The 21,034-nt window shown below is 40.2% G+C and carries 14 protein-coding genes and 2 pseudogenes; 7 read left to right on the top strand and 9 right to left on the bottom strand.

Annotated features, from left to right (window positions below; translation table 11 throughout):
- Positions 1-121: 121 nt before the first annotated feature.
- The gene (locus I6E78_RS10545) at positions 122-874 is read right to left on the bottom strand and encodes a Nif3-like dinuclear metal center hexameric protein (RefSeq protein WP_197182439.1); all 753 of its coding nucleotides are present in this window, start codon (positions 872-874) and stop codon (positions 122-124) included.
- Positions 875-1,024: 150 nt separating this feature from the next.
- On the opposite strand from I6E78_RS10545, the gene I6E78_RS10540 reads away from it, so the two are divergent.
- Positions 1,025-1,366, top strand: a complete 342-nt coding sequence (locus I6E78_RS10540; protein WP_011327857.1) for a hypothetical protein — start codon at positions 1,025-1,027, stop codon at positions 1,364-1,366.
- Positions 1,367-1,495: 129 nt separating this feature from the next.
- On the opposite strand, the pseudogene I6E78_RS10535 reads toward I6E78_RS10540, so the two are convergent.
- The 6 genes and pseudogenes from I6E78_RS10535 to I6E78_RS10510 form a co-directional block, all read right to left on the bottom strand.
- Positions 1,496-4,679 (bottom strand): annotated as a pseudogene (locus I6E78_RS10535) (amidohydrolase family protein).
- A 99-nt stretch (positions 4,680-4,778) separates the two neighbouring features.
- Positions 4,779-5,603 (bottom strand): M90 family metallopeptidase, encoded by an 825-nt coding sequence (locus I6E78_RS10530; protein ID WP_197182438.1) that lies wholly within the window; start codon positions 5,601-5,603, stop codon positions 4,779-4,781.
- Between the two features lie 58 nt (positions 5,604-5,661).
- Positions 5,662-8,550 carry a ligand-binding sensor domain-containing diguanylate cyclase gene (locus tag I6E78_RS10525; RefSeq protein ID WP_197182437.1) on the bottom strand — a complete coding sequence of 963 codons (2,889 nt, stop codon included), beginning with the start codon at positions 8,548-8,550 and terminating at the stop codon, positions 5,662-5,664.
- A gap of 136 nt (positions 8,551-8,686) precedes the next feature.
- Positions 8,687-9,325 (bottom strand): chloramphenicol acetyltransferase, encoded by a 639-nt coding sequence (locus I6E78_RS10520; RefSeq protein ID WP_197182500.1) that lies wholly within the window; start codon positions 9,323-9,325, stop codon positions 8,687-8,689.
- Positions 9,326-9,448: 123 nt separating this feature from the next.
- Positions 9,449-10,489 (bottom strand): Leu/Phe/Val dehydrogenase, encoded by a 1,041-nt coding sequence (locus tag I6E78_RS10515; protein ID WP_089368020.1) that lies wholly within the window; start codon positions 10,487-10,489, stop codon positions 9,449-9,451.
- A 613-nt stretch (positions 10,490-11,102) separates the two neighbouring features.
- Complete coding sequence (locus I6E78_RS10510; protein WP_011327851.1) at positions 11,103-12,629, bottom strand: fumarate hydratase; 1,527 nt, start codon at positions 12,627-12,629, stop codon at positions 11,103-11,105.
- 165 nt (positions 12,630-12,794) lie between these two features.
- On the opposite strand from I6E78_RS10510, the gene pabB reads away from it, so the two are divergent.
- The 3 genes from pabB to I6E78_RS10495 all read left to right on the top strand — a co-directional run bounded on the left by pabB (position 12,795) and on the right by I6E78_RS10495 (position 16,204).
- Positions 12,795-14,135, top strand: a complete 1,341-nt coding sequence (pabB, locus tag I6E78_RS10505; RefSeq protein ID WP_089368018.1) for an aminodeoxychorismate synthase component I — start codon at positions 12,795-12,797, stop codon at positions 14,133-14,135.
- A 16-nt stretch (positions 14,136-14,151) separates the two neighbouring features.
- Positions 14,152-14,727, top strand: coding sequence for an NUDIX hydrolase (locus I6E78_RS10500; protein WP_011327849.1), 576 nt, complete (start codon positions 14,152-14,154; stop codon positions 14,725-14,727).
- A gap of 100 nt (positions 14,728-14,827) precedes the next feature.
- A complete protein-coding gene (locus tag I6E78_RS10495; RefSeq protein WP_011327848.1) occupies positions 14,828-16,204 on the top strand; it encodes an L-serine ammonia-lyase in 1,377 nt (458 codons plus the stop codon).
- Between the two features lie 101 nt (positions 16,205-16,305).
- On the opposite strand, the gene cysB is transcribed toward I6E78_RS10495, so the two are convergent.
- Positions 16,306-17,283 carry an HTH-type transcriptional regulator CysB gene (cysB, locus tag I6E78_RS10490; protein ID WP_011327847.1) on the bottom strand — a complete coding sequence of 326 codons (978 nt, stop codon included), beginning with the start codon at positions 17,281-17,283 and terminating at the stop codon, positions 16,306-16,308.
- Positions 17,284-17,569: 286 nt separating this feature from the next.
- Here cysB and I6E78_RS10485 point away from each other — a divergent pair, with 286 nt between their 5' ends.
- Entirely contained in the window at positions 17,570-18,328 is a 759-nt protein-coding gene (locus I6E78_RS10485; protein ID WP_182683239.1) for a hypothetical protein, read from the top strand.
- Between the two features lie 75 nt (positions 18,329-18,403).
- Here the strand turns inward: I6E78_RS10485 and I6E78_RS10480 are convergent, their stop codons facing one another.
- Positions 18,404-19,696, bottom strand: coding sequence for an NCS2 family permease (locus tag I6E78_RS10480; RefSeq protein WP_050754470.1), 1,293 nt, complete (start codon positions 19,694-19,696; stop codon positions 18,404-18,406).
- A gap of 436 nt (positions 19,697-20,132) precedes the next feature.
- Here I6E78_RS10480 and I6E78_RS10475 point away from each other — a divergent pair, with 436 nt between their 5' ends.
- Together I6E78_RS10475 and I6E78_RS10470 are read left to right on the top strand one after the other, a co-directional pair.
- The gene (locus I6E78_RS10475) at positions 20,133-20,567 is read left to right on the top strand and encodes a SulA-like leucine-rich domain-containing protein (RefSeq protein ID WP_011327844.1); all 435 of its coding nucleotides are present in this window, start codon (positions 20,133-20,135) and stop codon (positions 20,565-20,567) included.
- Between the two features lie 40 nt (positions 20,568-20,607).
- A pseudogene (locus tag I6E78_RS10470) lies at positions 20,608-20,913 on the top strand (YchJ family protein); the annotation flags it as partial.
- Between the last annotated feature and the right edge of the window lie 121 nt (positions 20,914-21,034).

Genomic DNA, 21,034 nt, shown 5'->3' with positions numbered 1-21,034 from the left:
ACCTCTTTATAAATAATTTCTCAATGCATTAGCCATTAGCCAACTATTCACCTAGCTACCTAACTTTATATAGCAGCTAGGTAGCTAATGATGGTTCTATATGTATTACATTTTCAACTATTTATACTGGGTTATCTATGTCAATAAATGTGACGTCAAAACCATGCTCTTGGGCAAGTAGCTCGCCTAATGCTTTAATGCCGTAGCGTTCTGTGGCGTGGTGCCCTGCGGCAAAAAAGTCAATATTCTGCTCGCGCGAGCTATGAATAGTTTGCTCCGACGCTTCGCCGGTTAAATAGGCGTCAAGGCCCTGCTCTGCAGCTAGGTCAATGTAACCTTGCCCACCACCTGTGCATAACCCAATTGTCTCTATTTTATCGGTTCGTACTAAACTGCTTAGTGGTGTTCTGTTTAACACTTGGGCTATCTTATTGGCAAACTCTTCACCCGTTAACGGTGTTTTTAAACGTCCTTTCATTGCCACGCTGTTTGCAACAGGCTCTAAACCCGCCCCAATTTCAATATCTAGCAGCAGTGCTAATTGTGCGTTATTACCAAGCACCGGATGTATATCGAGCGGTAAATGATAAGCAAATAAGTTAATGTCATTTGCTAACAACGCACCAATGCGGCGTTTTTTCATACCTGTAATTGGTTGCGATTCGCCTTTCCAAAAGTACCCATGGTGCACTAATATTGCATCAGCATTTTTTTCTATTGCAGCATCAATCAGTGCTTGGCTTGCAGTAACACCAGTAATTATGGTTTTAATTTCATTTTTGCCTTCAACTTGTAGGCCATTTGGGCAAAAATCATTAATTGTGTGGGGTTTTAAAATGTCATTTAACAGCTGGTTAAATTCTCGACGTTGCATACAAGCTACCTTACTTAACACTGAATTTTGTGCAAATTTTGGCTGTTTATGGGCTAAAATGGAAGGAAAATCGCAAAAAATTGAAAAACACTTTTAAAATAGGTATAAATAGGACTTCTTTATCTGTGTTAACAACGTATAGGGTCTCTAATGAGCAAACTAGACAAAACAGCAGTGTTATCTGCCTTTGAATCAGCGTATGAAGCTGCCAACGGTAAAAAACCTGAAATCACTACAAAGCCAGGCTGGTACAGCATCGATGGTGGCAAAAATTTACGCCTAGCTGATGTAGCAGAGTTAACTAAAAAATTAACTTCTGGCAAAACTGCTAAAACGAAAAAAACTAAAGTGGCTGCGCCTGCTAAAGCACAGAAAAAAGCACCATTTACTGTTGTTACCGAAAATGAAGACGGTTACACAGCTGAAGAGTTTTGGATTGTAGAATTAGCGCGTAAAGAGCACGACTGTCGTTTACCGCGCGGTGTTGTTTAACACCCTAATGTGATTTTAAAATAAACCGCGTTAAGCGGTTTTTTTATGCCTATAAAAAAGCGGCTAACTTAAAACTAAGTTAGCCGCTTTTAAATGTGTTATGGGTTATTTAAACTCTCACTTTAAATGCTATTTGTTGTTTTCAAAATAAAGTGGTTTACGCTGCTTTTTACCCACCTCAACCATAGTTGCGGCATTAAATAAGCGGCCGTTGATCATGGTGTAGTCAATTTTGTCTGAGTCGCGGATATTACTTAGCGGGTCGCCATCAATTACCATTAAATCAGCAAGCTTACCTACTTCAAGCGATCCGACGTTTTTATCTAGCCCTAAGTACTTAGCAGGATCAAGTGTTGAGGCCCTAATTGCTTCAAGTGGGGTCATACCACCTTGGGCAAACATCCACATTTCCCAGTGCGCACCTAAACCTTCACGTTGGCCATGCGCACCTAAGTTAACTAGCACACCTAAGTCTTGCAGCTCAGCAGCTACGCGGGCATTGTTAAAATGGTTATAGTGATGCTCAGGTGCTTTAACACGGCGCATTGAGCGTGGTAGTAATTGGTTTTTAGGTACAAATTTACTTAACCGTGGGTGATTCCACACATCCGTTTTATCGTACCAGTAATTTTCGCCCCAAATACCGCCATAGGCTACAACAAGCGTTGGCGTATAACCTACATCACTTTGTGACCACAGCTGTTTTATATCGTCGTAAATATGCTCTACTGGAATTGAATGCTCAATGCCTGTATGCCCATCTACTATCATACTTAGGTTATGTTGTAGTAATGAGCCACCTTCAGGCACTACCATCATTTGCAGTTCACGCCCAGCTTCTATTACTTGCTGGCGTTGCTCGCGACGCGGTTGATTGTACGATTTAACACTAAACGCACCGACCTTTTTTAAACGCTCTAAATGAAATTTAGCATCATCTAACGAGTCAATATGCGAGGTATACCCTGGCATATTGGCGCCATATAAAATCGTACCGGTAGAGAATATACGCGGGCCAACTATCATGCCTGCTTTTTGCATTTCACTGGCGGTGAATATTTCAGAGGTATCGTTTGATGGATCGTGAATTGTGGTTACACCTAATGCAAGCCCTGCAAAGTTTTTCCAGTTTTGTTGTGGAATAATTTCATCACTTGCTTGCGAGCCATGCGCATGAGCATCGACTATCCCAGGCATAATCGTTTTGCCTGTTACATCAACTACTTTAGCACCTTTAGGAATGCTTATATCAGCGGCTGTACCAATGGCTTTTATATGCTTACCATCGGTGATAATCACGCCATTCTCAATCACTTTTTCACCATCCATAGTAATAATCTTAGCGCCAGTTAGGGCTATCATGCCCTTTGGCTCAGCCATTTTTTTACTAAAGCTAATAGTTATCGCCACTTTTTACTTTAAAGTCTTTATCGTCAGCTTTGTTAATAGCAAACATACCCTCAAGGCTGGCATGGTAAAGCTCAGGGCCTAAGGTCCAATACAGCTTATTGCTGTTAGCGCTCCAACTAATGCTTTCTCCTGCACGAACAGAGAGCTGCTCAATAGGAAATTGGTTGTCTGTGGGGCTAATATTAAGCGTTTTACCACTTTCTACAAACGGTGTTACAAATACTTTAAAACGCTCCGCAAATGCAAGGTATTGGCCATCTGGCGATACTCTAAATTCGGTGGCATGCTCAGATTCGTAAAGCTTACGTACTTTTTTAGTATCAAGCTCAACTACACTAAGCGTTGGTTTTGGCCATGGGCTCATAATGTAAACCCGATCGTTAGCTGCACCAAACTGTGGCTGATAACCACTTTTTGAAATTAACTCACTTTTGCCATCTTTAGTGCTTACGCTGTAAACGCCTGGGTTTAGCGACCACTTAGGGTTTAAAATACTGCCACCGGTGGCTTTGCGATAAACCACTGTTTTACCGTCTGGGCTAAAGGTAGGCTCAACGTATTTACCCGGTTGCTCAGTTATAGTATCGCCACGGCCACTTCGTGCAGAAACCACACGTACTTGGCCTTGCTCGTTATCGTCCCATGTGGTGTAAACTATTTTTTTGCCATCGCGCGAGTACTGCGGAAATAACTCATAATGATCGGTTTGTTTGGTTAAGCGTTTAATTTTACCTGATTCTAAATCACGTTTATAAATGTGTCCTAACGCTTCAAAAATAGCCGTTTCACCATCTGGGCTAATTTGTACGTTACGCAGCATTTTTACATCAAATTCATCTGTATCGAGGTTTTGTGTAAAACGCACTGCTTTTTGAATTTTTTTAGTGGTTTGTACTTTAAAAGCAATGGTTTCTACCGATTTATCGCTAACATCGAGTTTATGTATTGTGCCACCAGCCCAAAATACCAGTTGTTGGTTATCTGGCGTCCAAGCAATCGTCGGGTAAACACCATGAATAGCCCAGGTTTCTTGCATATCACGTTCTAACTTATCGTAGAGTTTAGTATGCTCACCGCTAGTTAAGTCGTATAAATACAGGCTAGTTTGAAAGTCGTCACGCTTTATATAAGCAAGCTTTTTACCATCGGGTGAAGGTGTTGGTCTTATTGCGCCACCCATGCCACTAATCACCGTTTCAATTTCGCCGGTTTCGCGGTCGTAACGTTTTATTTTATAAATTCCCGCTACAGAGTCTTTTGAATAATGAAAGGTTTTACCTGGCGTTGCATCATGTGAAAAGTACACATAACGACCATCTGGCGAAAACATTGGCTCACCCAAGTCTTTTTGATCGTCGGCTCGCTTAGTAAGCTGTACTCCTTTGCCACCCGCTTTATGATAAAGCCATACTTCGCCTGCCCCTAATGAGCGACTTGCGGTAAAGTGTTTACGGGCAACTAGGTAGTCGCCATCAGGACTCCATGCAGGGCTGTTTAATAAGCGAAAGGTTTCGTCGGTTACTGCACTTTGGTTTTCGCCGTTTAAATCCATAATCCAAATATTATCGCCGCCACCTTGATCTGAGGTAAAAGCAATGTGTTTACCATTTGGGCTAAAGCGCGGTTGCATTTGCCATGCAATATCTGAGGTAAGTTGTGTGGCACTGCCACCACTTATTGGCATAGTATAAATATCGCCAAGTAAATCAAACACCAGTGTTTTTCCATCAGGGCTAATATCTAAGTTCATCCATGTGCCTTGATCAACACTAATGGTGGCATCTACAAATTGCCCTTTAGGTGAATCTACTTGCCATTTTGGCTCATCGTCTTGTTGGGCTTGTGCGTTGCCTAATGCCAATGACACAGATAAAGCTAGCACCGTTTGCAGCATTTTTTTCATGCAATTCTCACTTATTATTGTTGCTCTATGTAACTCTCTTACATGATTGCAACAAAAACGCCGACAAGTTGCCAGCGTTATAGGATGAAATGCCGTAAATTAATGCCAGACTATAGGGTCAAATTGATAATAGTCCACCAGCAAGCGATAAATTTCAGGGTCATATCGGCGCAGTTCTGCTGGTTTTTCTAAAAAGGTTTCGGTGATCACCGCAAAAAATTCAGCCTCATTAGTCGCACCATAACTATGAATAACATGCTCCATACTATAAGCAACATGACTTTTTAACTGATTAAAGGCACGACTAAATACGCGCCCCCATTCTTTATACTCGGCTGCAGTTTTAAGTAACGGCGTGCCGGTTGTTTTGCCGGTTTCTTGATCTAGCTGATGCGCGAATTCATGAAACACTAAATTATGGCCATCACTGGGTAATCTATTCCCCTCTAGTACATCGTGCCAACTAAGTACTAGTGTACCGCCTGGCCACGACTCTCCTAGCCTAACAGCATTATGATAGCTAACTAAGCCAGCACTATCACGCGTTGACTGCGGCGCATAATAAGCACTTGGGTATAGGAGTATTTCTTTTACGTTTTTATACAAAGGCCAAGGCTTATTGAGCACTAGCAGGCAGGCGTCGGCAGCAACTATTAACTTCATTGCGCCAGTTAGTTTTAAGCCATCGCACCCTACAAAGCGTTTTTCGCTTAAAAACCACATAATATGGCGTTCTAACTTTGCTCTATCGGCATCGATCATTTTTTTATAAATAGGCATACAACGCAGTAAAATATCTTTTTGCTGTGAATTAAGCTCAAGAGTTTTATATTTACGTCGCCATAATCTATTTTGAATAGCAGACCAACGCCAAAAAATAACCACAAAAATAATTAAGGTAACAATTAACAATCCATTTATCATGCTGATGCCTTCGCTCAATGTATACTCTCTATATGTGTGCGACTGAGGCACTTTTCAATCACATGATTTCGGTACGATTACGGCCACCGTTTTTCGCTTTGTATAATGCCTGATCGGCTCCCGATAACAGTCGGTCGTAATCGTCTATATTATTGGAATCAGAAACACCAAAACTTGCGGTTACTTGATGCAGCCCTTCTGCAATTACTGAAAAGTCGTTACTTGCAATATCCTCCCGTAATAGTTCACACATGAGCTTTGCTTCTGCTGCTGTTTTGTTAGGAAATACTAAGGTAAATTCCTCCCCGCCCCAGCGAGCTACTTGTTGCTCTCCTTCACAGCGCGATTTAAGCATTTTGGCTATTTCACAAATAACTTTATCGCCAACAATGTGTGACCAGCCATCGTTCACTCGCTTAAAGTGATCTATATCCATGATAGCAATAGCCAATATTTTATTTTTCTGCTTATAAGTGGCAAAGTTTGCTGCTAACCAACTATCAAAAGCGCGCCGGTTAGGCATGTCAGTAAGTTGGTCGTGAGTGGCTTGATAAGCAAAGGCATTGGCTTGATCTTGAAGGTCTTGTGTTTGCTTCTCTACTCGTTTGGTTAGCTCTGCCTCTACTTTTTTATAATGATATAAGCGGTATTTATAAATAGCATATATAGTGACCAAAAAAGTAAAAAACAGCGTTAATTTAAAGCTCAGTTTTTGCCAATAATGTGCCTGAATTATAAAGCTAATTTTTTGCTCATTTTGCTGCCATTGCGTATTTGGATACCCGGCGCGCACCTTAAACGTATACTTACCTGCAGGTAAGTTGGTGTATTCTGCACCAGTCATGTGCTGGCGGTTTACCCACTCTTTATTAAAACCTTCTAACTGTGTTTGAAAACTTAAACGCTGCGGCATAATAAAACTCAAACCCGCATACTGAAAAGATAACCTAGAAACATTAGGCGGCAATAATACTGTTTCACCATCTAATGGGAGCGCTGTTGCTCTGCCGTTAACGCTAAAGCTCTCGATCATAGTAGGCAAGTTTACTTTAGTTGATGCTTGCAATAACTCAGGTTTTAGCGCGCTTACTCCTTTTGCAGTAGCAAACCAAATTGTGCCATCTTTATGCACTGTTGCTGATGGGGTCGAGCCGCCATTAACTTGTGCACTGAGCATGCCATCGCCCTCGTCATAAAGTTGGAATACAAGTGGAATATTTATATTTTTTTGTTTTGCATCTAGAACATGATTAACGTGCTGGCGATCAACCTGAATAACCCCGCGGTTACTCGATAACCAGAATGAATTTTTGTGGGCCACAATTTGAAATAACTTATCGACTGGCAGTCCTTGCTCCCGCCCTAAAATAGCCATTTTTCCTGTACTGTGCTCATAACGCACTAACCCACGATCTGTAGTCATCCATGTATAGTCGTCATCAAAATAAAAACCAAACCCATACTCGGCAGCAAATTGCACCGGAAAGCTTATGGCACTAAATTGCTCAGTTAGCATATTAAACAGCACAACACCATTGCCGGTGCCAATCCAAACATTGCCTTTTTTGTCTTCACTGAGTGCTAAAATAAAACCGCTAGGCAGCTCTTTTTTATTGGTAAATTGCACTAATGAGCCATCTTTTTCAACTCGCGTTAACCCCATAGCAGAGCCAATCCATAACCGCTGTTTAGAGTCGAGTAATAGCCCTCTTACTTCGTTACTCCCAAGGCCATTACTACGATTTAAATAAGGTGTTATTTTATTATTACTGACCTTTAGTACACCCGATGTATAAGTGCCAATCCATACATCACCATCCTTGTCTTCTAGTAAGCTCAATACCGAATAGGGAGAACCTTCTTTAGTGCCTTCTATTTGAATTACATTATTATTTTTAATTTTGTTAAGGCCAGCACTACTCCCTACCCATAAACTACCATCGGAGTGCGATAATACTGTTCGCACATAATCCCCAGCTAAACCCCGCTTAATAGTCCAGGCGGTAAATGGCGCTTCTCTTAATCTAAAAAGCCCCGCATTAGTGCCCACCCAAATACTGTTTTCTCTATCTTGTAATAAAGACAATATTCTATTGGCAGGGAGCCCGCCTTTCGCGTCTAATTGCTCTAGTCCAGCCACACTGAGTCGAAAAACACCTTTATTAATAGTGCCAAACCATAAATCACCATGGTTATCTTCTAATAAACTAGAAATAGACTCAGCACTAAGCTGTGGATGAATGGCAGTAAATACTGCGTCTTTGAGAATATAAGCACCGCGCTCGCTGCCAATAATTAATTTCCCTTGGCGGGTAAGTAGTAGAGTATAAACGGCTGCATTGGGTAGCCCGTCATCGGCTGTTATTAAGCTTGCTTGCTGATCAACAATTTTATATAAACCATCACTAGTAGCAGCCCAAATAACACCGTTGGCATCTTCAAGTACACGGTAGGCGCTAACATTATGAATAATAGCCTGATCGTGTTTACTATTAGCCCCACGGTAAAACACACCGTCATTTTCTAATGCCAGCCAAAACCCGTCATCGTTACTTTTAATTATATGATTAACCATAGCTGAGGCACTCGGCTGAGTATTCCATTGCCTATATTGATATAAGCTAATACCGCCTCTTGAACCGGCTATTAATAAGCCGCCGTCATTGGTAGGAGTAAGTGCACGAAGCCCTGAGTCAGGCAGGTTATTGATTTCAGCGCGAGTAAATAGCTTAAATTCTTGGCCATTAAAGCGCGCTAAACCCTCCCATGTTGCTATCCATAAGTAACCGTCTTGAGTTTGCGCTAAGCTATTAATACTATTGTGAGGCAGGCCTGAGCGGGTATTCCATGTTTCAAAAAAATAATCATTTAAAGGTAAGCGAGTTTGTGACTGCACCTGACACGTGAACATGACGAAAAATACACATACAATCCCTAAATGCTTCATCACTGCGACCTTTATAATTATTATTGATTAATTAGTATTACTCACTAAATGTAACGCAATCTTAAGTGATTAAAAACCAACTAAAACTAGCTAAACTAAGAAAATACTACCACAGCCTGCAGTAGCATTTCATTAACTAATCTTTACAAAAGTTATCAAATGTATCCTGTAAAATGTTTATAAACTTTGCCACGTGTAAACCATCCATTAAAGAGTGATGTACATCAATAACTAAAGGCATAGTTTGCAGCTGTTTATTAAACTGACCAAATACAAATTTAGGGATCCCTAAACATTTCCCTTCACTAAACGCATGCGAAAAAGCACTAAAATTTAGCCAAGGTAATACCGAAATATGAATTAAGTCGGCCTGCCCTTCGGTTTGTGCAAAGGCGTCAGAAAATAAAGGCTGCGATTTAGCATTAAAACTAACTGCGCTGGCATGCACGGCAAACTCAGTAAAGTTGGCCTTATCACTAAAGTAACTAAACCTGAACGAGTCATCTGCTGCCAGCTCAACCACACTAGCGCGGGTGTTACTTAGTAGCCATGGCTTATCATTAATAATACGCAGCATAATTGGCGGGTACGCATGGCACGCTTTAAGTGTGGCATAAGTATAGGCCTGAAAAAAAGACAGCTGATGCGCTTTACAGTAATTATATAAGGCCTTCGCGTTTAGCTGTACACACACATTAAAGTAAGGTTGAGAAAAGTGTTTAAACAACTCAAAATGTTGTTTACGGGGCCAGCTATCAAAATCAATAGGCTGCATAGAAACAGGCGAAGAAGACATAGATAAATAAACACATAAAATAAAAAATTAAGTTTAACGTATAAACAAAAAAAAGGCGTGCAATTGCACGCCCTAATATTTACGGTTAACTTATTTAGCCGATTAAAGACCGTTTTTAAGGATCTCTTGTGCAAGCTCATCAGCAATTAAATGCGTAGATTTTTGCTCTTTTTCACTACGCGCAAAAATTTCAGTTAGGGTATCAAAAATACCTTCAACATGTTTATTTGACGCAGCAGCACTGTACCCTTCTGGTAGCGTTTCATAATAAACATTAATAATACCACCGGCGTTAATTACGTAATCTGGTGCATATAAAATACCTTTCTCACGAATAATTTCACCATGGCGCGATTGTGCCAACTGGTTATTGGCACAGCCTGCAATTATAGTAGCTTTAAGGCGCGGTATAGTTGCATCGTTTATAGTTGCACCTAGTGCACAAGGTGCGTACACGTCTACGTCTAAATCGTAAATTTCGTCAATGCCAACGGCTGTAGCACCAAACTCATTAACAACACGGTCAATTGCTGCTTGGTTAATATCAGTAACATATAGCTCAGCGCCCGCCTCTGACAAATGCTTACATAAAGTATAAGCAACAGTCCCTAACCCTTGTACTGCTACTTTAATACCAGCAAAGTTTTGATGACCACGCTGATGGTTTAATGCCGCTTTTATACCTAAAAACGTACCGTATGCTGTAAATGGTGATGGGTTACCACTTTTGCCTTCAAGGCCAAGTACATAACTGGTTTCTTTGTTCATCATTGCAACATCGTCGCAGTTGATATTTACATCTTCAGCAGAATAGTAGCTGCCGTTTAATCGCTCTAATTGACGACCAAAAGCACGGAATAATTGCTCAGATTTAATTTCTTTAGCATTACCAATAATCACAGATTTACCGCCACCAAATGGCAAGCGCGCAACTGCATTTTTATAGGTCATGCCTTTGGATAAACGCAGCACGTCGTAAACTGCATCTTCATCATTTGCATAATCCCACATTCTACATCCGCCCACTGCCGGACCTAGGTTAGTATTATGTACCGCAATTATTGCTTTTAAACCCGACTCTTTATCAGTACAAAAAACCACTTGTTCATGGTTATCAAATTCAACTTGATTAAACACAACCACTTTAAATACTCCGAAATAGTTAACCCTAAAGGGTATGCATGCATGAAATTGCCGAGACTTTATCACTTCGGATAACGCTTCGCTATACCACGAGAGGATAAACCCAAGCGCAAAACAGCATTGAATTAAATAGCCAGCTTTAATGGTAAGTGCACATAAAAATTCCACAAAGGTAAAGCAATCAAGTATTAAAAGCTAAAAATAACAAACACCGCAAGGTTTACGCTTACGTGAACGTAATGCAACTAATAACTGTAAAGTTTAAATTACACGCAAGCATAATATGCAAACGCTTATGCTACATAGGTTTGCCTTAAAAAGGGGGTGGTTTAAGAGAACTGGTCAGAGCTGTTCACTCTTTTGCTAAGCAAATTAAATTACGGGCAATAGAACAGGTTATTTAACCTGAACTCTGGTTAAGAAATTTACTAACGTATTGAATCATAGTTATATTTATCTTTATTTTCTCTAGCCAGAGATTTTCAGTGAATTCAACGCAGTTAGCGCTGAAAATAGCTGCTTGAGATAGGTTTATTATCCAGAGGTCAGGTTACTTAGTTTAAGTTAAACAAAAAGCGAGCACAGGGCTCGCTTTGTATATTAGTAAGTTAGATTACTTTAGCTTGCTATCTAGCTCTTCAATTTTAGCTTTCCAAATTGCAGGGCCTTGCGTATGCGCATTAGCACCTTCGCTATCAACAGCGACTGTTACCGGCATATCTTCTACTTCAAACTCGTAGATGGCTTCCATACCTAAATCTTCGAAAGCAACAACACGTGCTTTTTTAATTGCTTTAGATACTAAATACGCCGCGCCGCCAACTGCCATTAAGTACACTGACTTATGCTGCTTAATAGACTCAACCGTAGCAGGGCCACGCTCTGCTTTACCTATCATGCCTACAATACCGGTTTTTTCTAGCATCATATCGGTAAATTTATCCATACGCGTAGCCGTTGTCGGACCCGCTGGGCCAACTGCTTCGTCACGTACAGCATCTACTGGGCCTACGTAATAAATAAATTTATTATCAAAATCTACGCCTTTAGGTAAACCTTCGCCTGAGTTGATCATGTCTTGCAAACGCTTATGCGCGGCATCTCGACCCGTTAAAATAGTACCCGAAAGTAAAACAGTTTCACCCATTTTCCATTCTTGCACATCTTTTTTGGTCAAGGTATTTAAATCAACACGACGTGTGCCTTCGCCCACTTCAAAGGTTACTTGTGGCCAATCTTCTAACTTAGGTGCTTTTAGGTTTGCTGGGCCTGAACCATCAAGGGTAAAGTGTACGTGGCGAGTAGCCGCACAGTTAGGGATCATCACGACCGGTTTTGACGCTGCATGCGTTGGTGCTGTTTTAATTTTAACATCAACAACCGTTGTTAAACCGCCTAAGCCTTGTGCGCCAATACCTAATTTATTAGCACGTTCAAATATTTCTAAACGTAGCTTTTCTTCTGTGGTTTCTGCACCGCGTTCCATTAATTCATGAATATCTACCGGATCCATTAACGACTCTTTAGCCATTACTGCCGCTTTTTCAGCCGTACCACCAATACCTATACCTAGCATGCCAGGCGGACACCAGCCTGCGCCCATTGTAGGTAGCGTTTTTTCTACCCATTCTGCCACATCGTCAGATGGGTTTAACATAACCATTTTACTTTTGTTTTCAGAGCCGCCGCCTTTAGCCGCTACCATTACTTCAACCTTACCGCCCGCTACTAAATCTATATGTACAACTGAAGGGGTATTGTCTTTGGTGTTTTTACGAGTACCTGCAGGGTCTGCAACAATAGAGGCGCGCAGCGGGTTGTCTGGATTTAAGTATGCACGGCGTGTGCCTTCATCAACCATTTGTTGAACGGTTAAATCGGTTTTATCCCAGTTAACATCCATACCCACTTTAACAAAACAGGTAATAATACCTGTGTCTTGGCAAAGCGGACGCTTGCCCTCAGCCGACATACGCGAGTTAATTAGAATTTGTGCGATGGCATCTTTTGCTGCTTTACTTTGTTCTTTGTTATAGGCTTTTTCAAGCGCTTGAACAAAATCAAGGGGATGATAGAAGGAAATATACTGCAAAGCATCTTCAATGCTATCTATAAAGTCTTGCTGACGGATTGTACTCATAGTGGTTCCTTAAGTTACCGTTACGCGGTGTCGCGTAAGCTATATCAAACCGGTGACGGTGGTTTGCACTGTTTTTAATTTGGGAAGCAACTAAACGCTGCCAAAAAAATTTGACTTATGATACCCTCCTCGCCCGTTTCGAGCCAGTTCTTAAAGGGGTAGTAAATGCTAAACAATAAAAATAATTGTATAAAATTAGCCATAACACAAAGCTGTATTGATGTATTTGCGCATTTTGCCCACTTGCCTTACGCTATTTTACTCGATTCGGCTAATAGTGAGCATGTAGACAGTCGTTTTGATATTATTGCCATCGAGCCCAAAAGCACACTGGAAGTACAAAACAACCTGAGTATTTTAAATAACCAACCCGATGCAAGAAGCTGCTTTGAAATAATGAACAGCGAACTGCTAAAACTTAATAACAACAAAGCGGCCAACAACCTACCCTTTAGTGGTGGCTGGCTGGGTTATTTGGGTTATGACTTAGGCCGCACACTTGAAAACCTCCCAAGTAGCGCTATAAACGATATAGACTTGCCACAAATGGCCGTTGGCTTGTACTTAGATGCACTCATATACGATAAACAACAAAACAGTTGGTTTTATATTGCCCAGCCTAAGGTTAATCGCTTAGCACTTTATCAGCAGTATTTAGCACAACCTGCCATTATGCCTAGCTTTGCACTTAAAACTGCGTGGCAATCTAATATGAGCCGCGCTGATTATGCGCAAAAATTTGCCGTAATTGAAGATTATTTAAAAACAGGCGATTGCTATCAAATAAATTTAGCACAGCGTTTTAGTGCCCAATATGAAGGCTCGCCTTGGGCTGCCTACGTTAAATTAACAGCAGCGAATAAAGCGCCGTTTTCTAGCTTTATAAACCATCCGCAAGGCGCAATTTTGTCTATTTCTCCGGAGCGTTTTATATTAGTAAGCGATAATCAAGTGCAAACTAAGCCGATTAAAGGCACGCTACCGCGAAAAGCGGATCCGCAGCAAGACGCCCAGCAAGCACAATTATTGGCAAACTCTGCCAAAGATCGCGCCGAAAATGTAATGATTGTTGATTTATTACGAAACGATTTAGGTAAAGTAGCCAAACCAGGATCGGTACAGGTGCCCTCATTATTTGCTATTGAGAGCTTTCCGGCGGTGCATCATTTAGTTAGTACAGTTACTGCCACATTGGCAGAGGGTAAAACGGCGGTTGATCAACTCGCTGCAGCATTTCCTGGGGGCTCGATTACTGGCGCGCCTAAAGTGAGAGCAATGGAGATTATTGAAGAACTTGAACCGCATCGTCGCAGTATTTATTGTGGTTCAATAGGCTATTTAAGTGCTTGTGGTAACATGGATACCAGCATTACTATTCGCACTTTAGTATGCCACGCTCAACAAATACACTGCTGGGCCGGTGGTGGCATAGTAGCTGATTCTAAAGTTGCATTGGAATATCAAGAAACATACGATAAAGTAAATAAAATACTTCCATTATTATAAATAACAGTAGGTCGCTTTGAATAGTGAACACATTATAGCGCGGTTTCAGTTAAGCCCTACGGCAGCGCCAGATCAAGGAATAGATACCCCTAAAAAGCGTGCCAGCGCAGTCATGTTGCCGCTTATTGATGTAGACGATCATGCGCATATTTTACTGTGTAAGCGCCCTATTTATTTGCACCATCATCCCGGTGAAATTTGCTTGCCCGGTGGTAAGTTTGAAGCAAGTGATATTACGCTTCGCACTACTGCCCTGCGTGAACTACATGAAGAGCTAAATATTACGCCCAGTAATGTTAAAGTATTTGGCCAATTACCTTTGTACTCAACACTCACCGGCTTTAACATTAGCCCTTTTGTTGGCATGCTTAATAAACACACTATTTGGGAGAACGATCATAATGAGGTACAAGCTAGTTTTTTATTACCACTGCGTGATTTAACTAACGAGGCTAATTGGCAGCCCCTGCCTTTTCAGCGTTTTGGTAAAACCATTATTTTATATGGTTACAATACCCCACATGGTTTACTTTGGGGTGCAACTGCAAGCATCATTAAAAACTTTACAAAACAACTCGCCTTACCAGTTTAAATGTTCTTGATTAATGGTTACATAGTCACAATTTAGCGTTACTATACACGACCGTTCAAAAAAGCAGCCTAGTGCTGAGTAAACACAGAAGAGACACATTATGATAAGTGCATTTGATATGTTTAGTATTGGTATTGGCCCTTCTTCGTCACATACCGTTGGCCCAATGCGCGCATCTCGTTTATTTGTTAATGACCTACAAGAAAAACAATTATTAGCAAACGTTACCGACATTAAAGTAGAGCTATATGGCTCGTTAGGTCAAACTGGTATTGGCCACGGCTCGGGTAAAGCTGTAATACTTGGCCTTGCTGGGTATGATCCTGAAACCATCGACGCCGATTTGGTTGATACTATTTTAGCCACAATTGAAAAAGAACAAGTTATTTATTTAAATCAAACGCATAAGGCTAAATTCCCAAAGCAAGGGGCTATTGTTTTTCACCGTCGTAAAACGCTACCTAAGCACTCTAATGCAATGGAAATTATTGCCTCTAATAATGGCGAGAAGGTTTATAGCCAAATTTATTACTCAATTGGCGGTGGCTTTATTGTTACTGACCAAGATTTTGAAAACGAAAAACAAGCAGCGCTTGATATTCGTGAAGAAAACCCTGCACCTTTTCCGTTTGGTAGCGCACAAGAATTACTGGAAATGTGTAAAGAGTCGGGTTTCAGTGTATCTACTTTAATGATGCATAACGAAAAAACACTACGCAGCGAAAACGACATTAAAGACGAGTTATTTAATATTTGGCAGGTAATGAAAGCCTGTATTGAGCGTGGTATGCGTACCGAAGGGATTTTACCAGGCGGTTTAAAAGTAAAACGTCGTGCTCCTAATTTACATTTAAAACTTAATGTTGAAGTAAGTAACGACCCCCTACGTGCTATGGATTGGGTCGACTTATTTGCTTTAGCTGTAAATGAAGAAAACGCCGCAGGCGGGCGTGTTGTAACCGCGCCTACCAATGGCGCAGCGGGTATTTTACCAGCAGTACTTATGTATTATCATACTTTTATAAAAGAAGTTGATCGCGACATAGTTACGCGTTATTTATTAACCGCCGCCGCTATCGGTATTTTATATAAAAAGAACGCCTCTATTTCGGGTGCCGAAGTAGGTTGCCAAGGTGAAGTGGGCGTGGCTTGCTCAATGGCTGCAGGCGCACTTACCGAAATTGTAGGTGGTAATGTAGTGCAAGTAGAAAATGCCGCCGAAATTGGCATGGAGCATAACTTAGGGCTTACGTGTGACCCAGTTGGTGGCTTAGTGCAAGTACCGTGTATTGAACGCAACGCCATGGGCGCGATTAAAGCAATTAATGCGTCACGCCTTGCAATTCGTGGTAGCGGCGAGCAAAAAGTATCACTCGATAAAGTGATTAAAACTATGCTCGAAACCGGTAACGATATGAAAACTAAATATAAAGAAACCGCTCGTGGTGGTTTAGCCGTTAATATAATTGAGTGTTAACACACTTAATTATAATTAAAAAAGGCGCCTGTTTAAAAACAGGCGCCTTTTTTATTAGCTACTTTTAACAGTTAACAGTTAAGTATTAGATACCGAAACAATTATTTAACTGGCAATTCTATATCAGCAAATAACTTATCAACATCTTCTTGGTTGCGTAATAAGTTAGCACGCTCTACTCGCTCTTTTGTTAAGTGTGGTGCAAAGCGTTCAATAAAGTCATACATATAAGTGCGTAAAAAACTGCCTTTTCTAAAACCAATTTTAGTGGTACTCGCTTCAAATAAATGGCTGGCATCAATACACACTAAATCAGTATCACTGACCTGGTCAATCGCCATTGACGCAACCACTCCAACACCTAACCCTAAGCGTACATACGTTTTAATAACGTCGGCATCGGTGGCGGTAAATACTATGTGCGGCTCAAGCCCATGAGCACTAAATGCTTTATCTAGTTCTGAGCGGCCAGTAAAGCCAAATACATAAGTAATAAGCGGATATTTTGCAATATCAGCCACGGTTATACTATTGGCTTTTTTAGCTAATGGGTGGTCTTTTGCCACCACAATACTACGGTTCCAATGATAACAAGGCAGCATAACAAGGTCTGAATATAAGTGTAGCGCTTCTGTTGCAATAGCAAAGTCAGCATCGCCACGTGCAGCTGCATCTGATATTTGCTGCGGTGTACCTTGGTGCATATGAAGTGACACTGCGGGATATTTTTTCATAAACCCTTTAATAACATTCGGCAATGCGTAACGTGCTTGGGTATGAGTAGTGGCAATATTAAGCTTACCTTGATCAGGTAAAGTATGCTCATGAGCAACCGCTTTAATACCTTCCACTTTTGAGAGGATTTCGCGCGATATATTAATGACTTCTTCACCGGCACTCGTTACATGCGTTAAATGTTTACCACTGCGACCAAAAATTTGAATACCTAACTCATCTTCAAGCATGCGCACTTGCTTAGAAATACCTGGTTGTGAGGTAAATAAACTTTCAGCTGTTGCTGAGACATTTAATTTATGATTTTGAACTTCTACAATATATCTAAGTTGTTGTAATTTCATAGCTATGTATTTTCGTTATTATTCGTTTTTGAGGGGGTAAATACTTTATCTTTAAAAACTGACCACCCGACAAATGGTAGGTTTTAATTGATAATATCGTATTTAATAAATATAGGCTTAGGCTAGCACAATAAATATACTTCAGATAGCAATGATTATCATATAAAGCATTAAGATTTAAACGCTTTCTTAGCCTGCTTTTATAGTTAATTAGCGCAAAGTTTTCCTGTTCTTATATATTTAATGTAAGATTGAGCAATTAGGTTTAGAACCCGAGAACTGTAACATGATCGTCTCTATTATAATTATACTCATTGTTGCTCTTATTGTGATTGCGCTTTGGGTAAGTGCGGTGCAACAGCATAAAGAAAAACAAGAAGCTGATCGCCGTAAAGAACTAACCAAACAAAAAGCTATCATTGAGGAAACCGAGGAAGCGTTAATGAATAACGCTAATATCCCGTTTTCAGATAACACACTTCGTGTTTTACAGCGTCGTAATCATGATGCGCTTAGTACCATGGTATCGCTTTCACCTGGTTCTAAAATATTAAAAAACCGTTTAAATGAAGCGAAAGAGCGTTTGAATAACCCAGTTCAAGGAAGCAATAGCGAATCGCTTTCACTGCCAAGTAACGATAAGCAATTGGTATCGCTAATACAGGGCATAAAAAAATTACGTATTATTCTACGCTCTGAGCACAATAAAGGTAACCTCGATAGCCAACTATTTGTAATTGAAGACAAACGAATGGAAAAACTGCAGTTACAAATAAATATTGAAAGCCAAATTAAACGTGGTTTATCGGCGCGCTCTGCAGGCATGGTAGGTTCAGCTAGACAATATTTTGAAAAAGCCCATGCTTCACTCAGTGCGGTATCGTATAGCGATCCATATGTAACTGCTAAATATCAAGAAGTAGAAGGCTACTTAGAAGCTATTAGTGTTGAGTTAAGAGCATCGAATGCCGATGCACTTAAAAAGAAAACTGAACAAGAGCAAGATGACCTAGACATATTGTTTGCTCCGAAAAAGAAATGGTAAATTAGTACTATAATTTATAAAAAAAGCCCATACAAAATTGTATGGGCTTTTTTTATTGATAGATAAATAAGTTTTTTAAGATAAAAATGCAAACTTAACAATAAACAATGCCGTTAAAATCCACACACTAATACTTACTTGATCCTTTTTACCGCATAATACCTTAACCGCAGTGTATGAAATAAACCCAAGCGCTATACCGTGAGCAATAGAAAATGTCAGCGGGGTCATTAATAACACCACACTAACAGGAATGGCATCTGTCATGTCGTCCCAGTTTACAAACTTTAAGTTTTGTAGCATAAGTACCGAAACATATAAAATAGCACCGGCAGTGGCATACGCTGGCACCATTTGCGCTAGTGGCGCAAAAAACATCATCAATAAAAAACAAATACCCACAACAACGGCTGTTAAGCCTGTGCGTCCGCCTACAGAAACGCCAGCCACCGACTCTATGTAAGATGTAGTAGTAGATGTACCAAGCATTGCACCAGCAATAGTGGCAGTGCTATCAGCGCTAAGAGCGCGCCCTAAACGTGGCATATTGCCTTTTTCATCTGCAAGCCCTGCTTTTTGCGTGACTGCAACCAAGGTGCCTGAGGTATCAAATAAATCTACAAATAAAAATGCAAAAATAACACTCAACATTGAAAGCTCAAATGCCGCACTAAAATCAAGTTGCATAAAGGTTGGTAAAATTGACGGCGGCATAGACATAACCCCCTGATATTCAACCAAACCAAAAGCCAAAGCAATACCTGTTACCAGTAAAATACTAATTAACACACCACTTTTAAAATCGCGATATAACAATGCCGCAATCACAAAAAAACTTAAAATAGCAAGTAATGGCCCAGGTGCAGTAATATCACCTAGCTGCACTAAGGTTGCAGGGCTAGATACTATGATCCCTGCACTTTTAAGCGCAATTAGCGCCAAAAAAGCACCAATACCGGTCGCTATTGCTTGTTTTAGCACCAGTGGAATGGCATTAATAATCCACTCTCGTACTTTAAATAAACTTAAAAATAAAAATATACAACCCGACATAAACACAGCACCTAATGCCGCTTCCCAGGTATAACCCATTCCTAAAACAACGCCATAGGTAAAAAAAGCATTTAATCCCATACCCGGCGCTAACGCTAACGGATAATTGGCCCATAGGCCCATAATAAAACAGCCTATTGCAGCTGCAATACATGTAGCTACAAACGCAGCGCCTTGATCCATTCCTGCTTGAGCAAGCATTGCTGGATTAACAAAAACAATATAAACCATAGTAATAAAAGTAGTCATACCGGCAACACATTCACGTTGTACTGAGGAATCATTTGCGCGGATTTTAAATAAGGCTTCGAGCATAACAAACTTAAGGTAGTAAAAAGTGGCGAGATTTTAGCATAAAAATAGCGAAATACCGGACATTTTACCTTGTTATGCATTAAGTTATTGAAGTAGCTGAAATAATAAATATGACACGGTAATACGTATGTACTTCAGGTTTTAAAAATAATAATTACCGTGCTTATATGCTGAGCAATCAGCTTTACTTTAACGTAAATAATAGAGCATAAAGTACTGTATAGGTGCTATTCGCCGCATAACTTTAATAAAAAATATAAATATATACCTAAAATATTAACGCCCTGTTTTTAATAGTTATTTTTGTTTTTTTATCCGTGTAAAAATTTAAAACTGAATGACTGTACAAATAATTAGCAAAAAAACACTTGCACCATAACACTGTATAAACTACTGTATATGGGTACTGTATAAAAACCCAGTGAGTGAGAAATTTATGTTACAGCCTATTACCGTAAGAACCGTTAAAAGTTATCAGCAAGACGATAAAAGTGATTGTGTAAATTTAATTCAAATTGAAGATGAAATTTCAGCAACCTTTGAATTGCTTAAAGTATTACACCAATACAACAGCTTAAATGCATGGACACTGCTGATTGCCCCTGACCATGTACCGAGTAAAGCCTTGCTTGATTCATGCTCCATTGACACCAGCAAATTACTGGTGATCAGGCAAAAACATTTAGTAAACTTAGAGTATGTACTTAGCTCGGCGCTGCACAACGGAAACTTTGCTGCGGTTATTACCTGGACTGATATTATTAATGATCAACAGCTGACACAGCTATCATTAAATTTAAGCACTACAAATACTAAGCTTTACTGTTTTACTAAAAATACTCACAACCTTGAGATACCACTAACTCAATAAGCTTGTTAAACTCGTGTTTTAAACACTTTATATTAATATTATGACCTCATTAACGACTTCTCCTTGCTTTTGTGGCAGCCAGCAAAATTATGCTGACTGCTGTGAACCACTTCATTTAGCATCAAAAATAGCTGAAACACCTGAGCAACTTATGCGTGCTCGCTACAGTGCATATGTACTTAAAAATGCAACTTATGTTTATCAAACTTATGCAAGTGAAAAACAGGCAGAAAACCCTGTAAAAGAGATTAAAGACTTTGCTGATAGCTGCCGCTTTATAAAGCTAACCCTCATCGACACTGAGCACGATGCAAGCGAAGGCTTTGTAACATTTAAAGTAAATTACTTGTAACTATTCACCAAGACAAATTATTTTCTAAGGATCTTTTTTAGCTATTGACTGATCCTGCCAGTATGCCAAGCTAGAGCTATTACCCTATCGCTCTAGCTTTAATGAATTTAAACAG

Origin of the sequence: Pseudoalteromonas sp. NZS127, from assembly GCF_015864805.1 — a bacterium.
GTDB classification, from domain to species: Bacteria; Pseudomonadota; Gammaproteobacteria; order Enterobacterales; family Alteromonadaceae; genus Pseudoalteromonas; species Pseudoalteromonas nigrifaciens.
The sequence above is the reverse complement of the archived record's forward strand: the minus strand, read 5'-3'. Positions and strand labels throughout refer to the sequence as shown.

Excerpts from the sequence above, each read along its gene's own strand:
- cysB (WP_011327847.1), bottom strand. The coding sequence starts at position 17,283 with ATGAAATTACAACAACTTAGATATATTGTAGAAGTTCAAAATCATAAA.
- pabB (WP_089368018.1), top strand. The coding sequence starts at position 12,795 with ATGCTAAACAATAAAAATAATTGTATAAAATTAGCCATAACACAAAGC.
- I6E78_RS10495 (WP_011327848.1), top strand. The coding sequence starts at position 14,828 with ATGATAAGTGCATTTGATATGTTTAGTATTGGTATTGGCCCTTCTTCG.
- I6E78_RS10480 (WP_050754470.1), bottom strand. The coding sequence starts at position 19,696 with ATGCTCGAAGCCTTATTTAAAATCCGCGCAAATGATTCCTCAGTACAA.
- I6E78_RS10545 (WP_197182439.1), bottom strand. The coding sequence starts at position 874 with ATGCAACGTCGAGAATTTAACCAGCTGTTAAATGACATTTTAAAACCC.
- I6E78_RS10530 (WP_197182438.1), bottom strand. The coding sequence starts at position 5,603 with ATGATAAATGGATTGTTAATTGTTACCTTAATTATTTTTGTGGTTATT.
- I6E78_RS10540 (WP_011327857.1), top strand. The coding sequence starts at position 1,025 with ATGAGCAAACTAGACAAAACAGCAGTGTTATCTGCCTTTGAATCAGCG.
- I6E78_RS10520 (WP_197182500.1), bottom strand. The coding sequence starts at position 9,325 with ATGCAGCCTATTGATTTTGATAGCTGGCCCCGTAAACAACATTTTGAG.
- I6E78_RS10525 (WP_197182437.1), bottom strand. The coding sequence starts at position 8,550 with ATGAAGCATTTAGGGATTGTATGTGTATTTTTCGTCATGTTCACGTGT.
- I6E78_RS10510 (WP_011327851.1), bottom strand. The coding sequence starts at position 12,629 with ATGAGTACAATCCGTCAGCAAGACTTTATAGATAGCATTGAAGATGCT.
- I6E78_RS10475 (WP_011327844.1), top strand. The coding sequence starts at position 20,133 with ATGTTACAGCCTATTACCGTAAGAACCGTTAAAAGTTATCAGCAAGAC.
- I6E78_RS10485 (WP_182683239.1), top strand. The coding sequence starts at position 17,570 with ATGATCGTCTCTATTATAATTATACTCATTGTTGCTCTTATTGTGATT.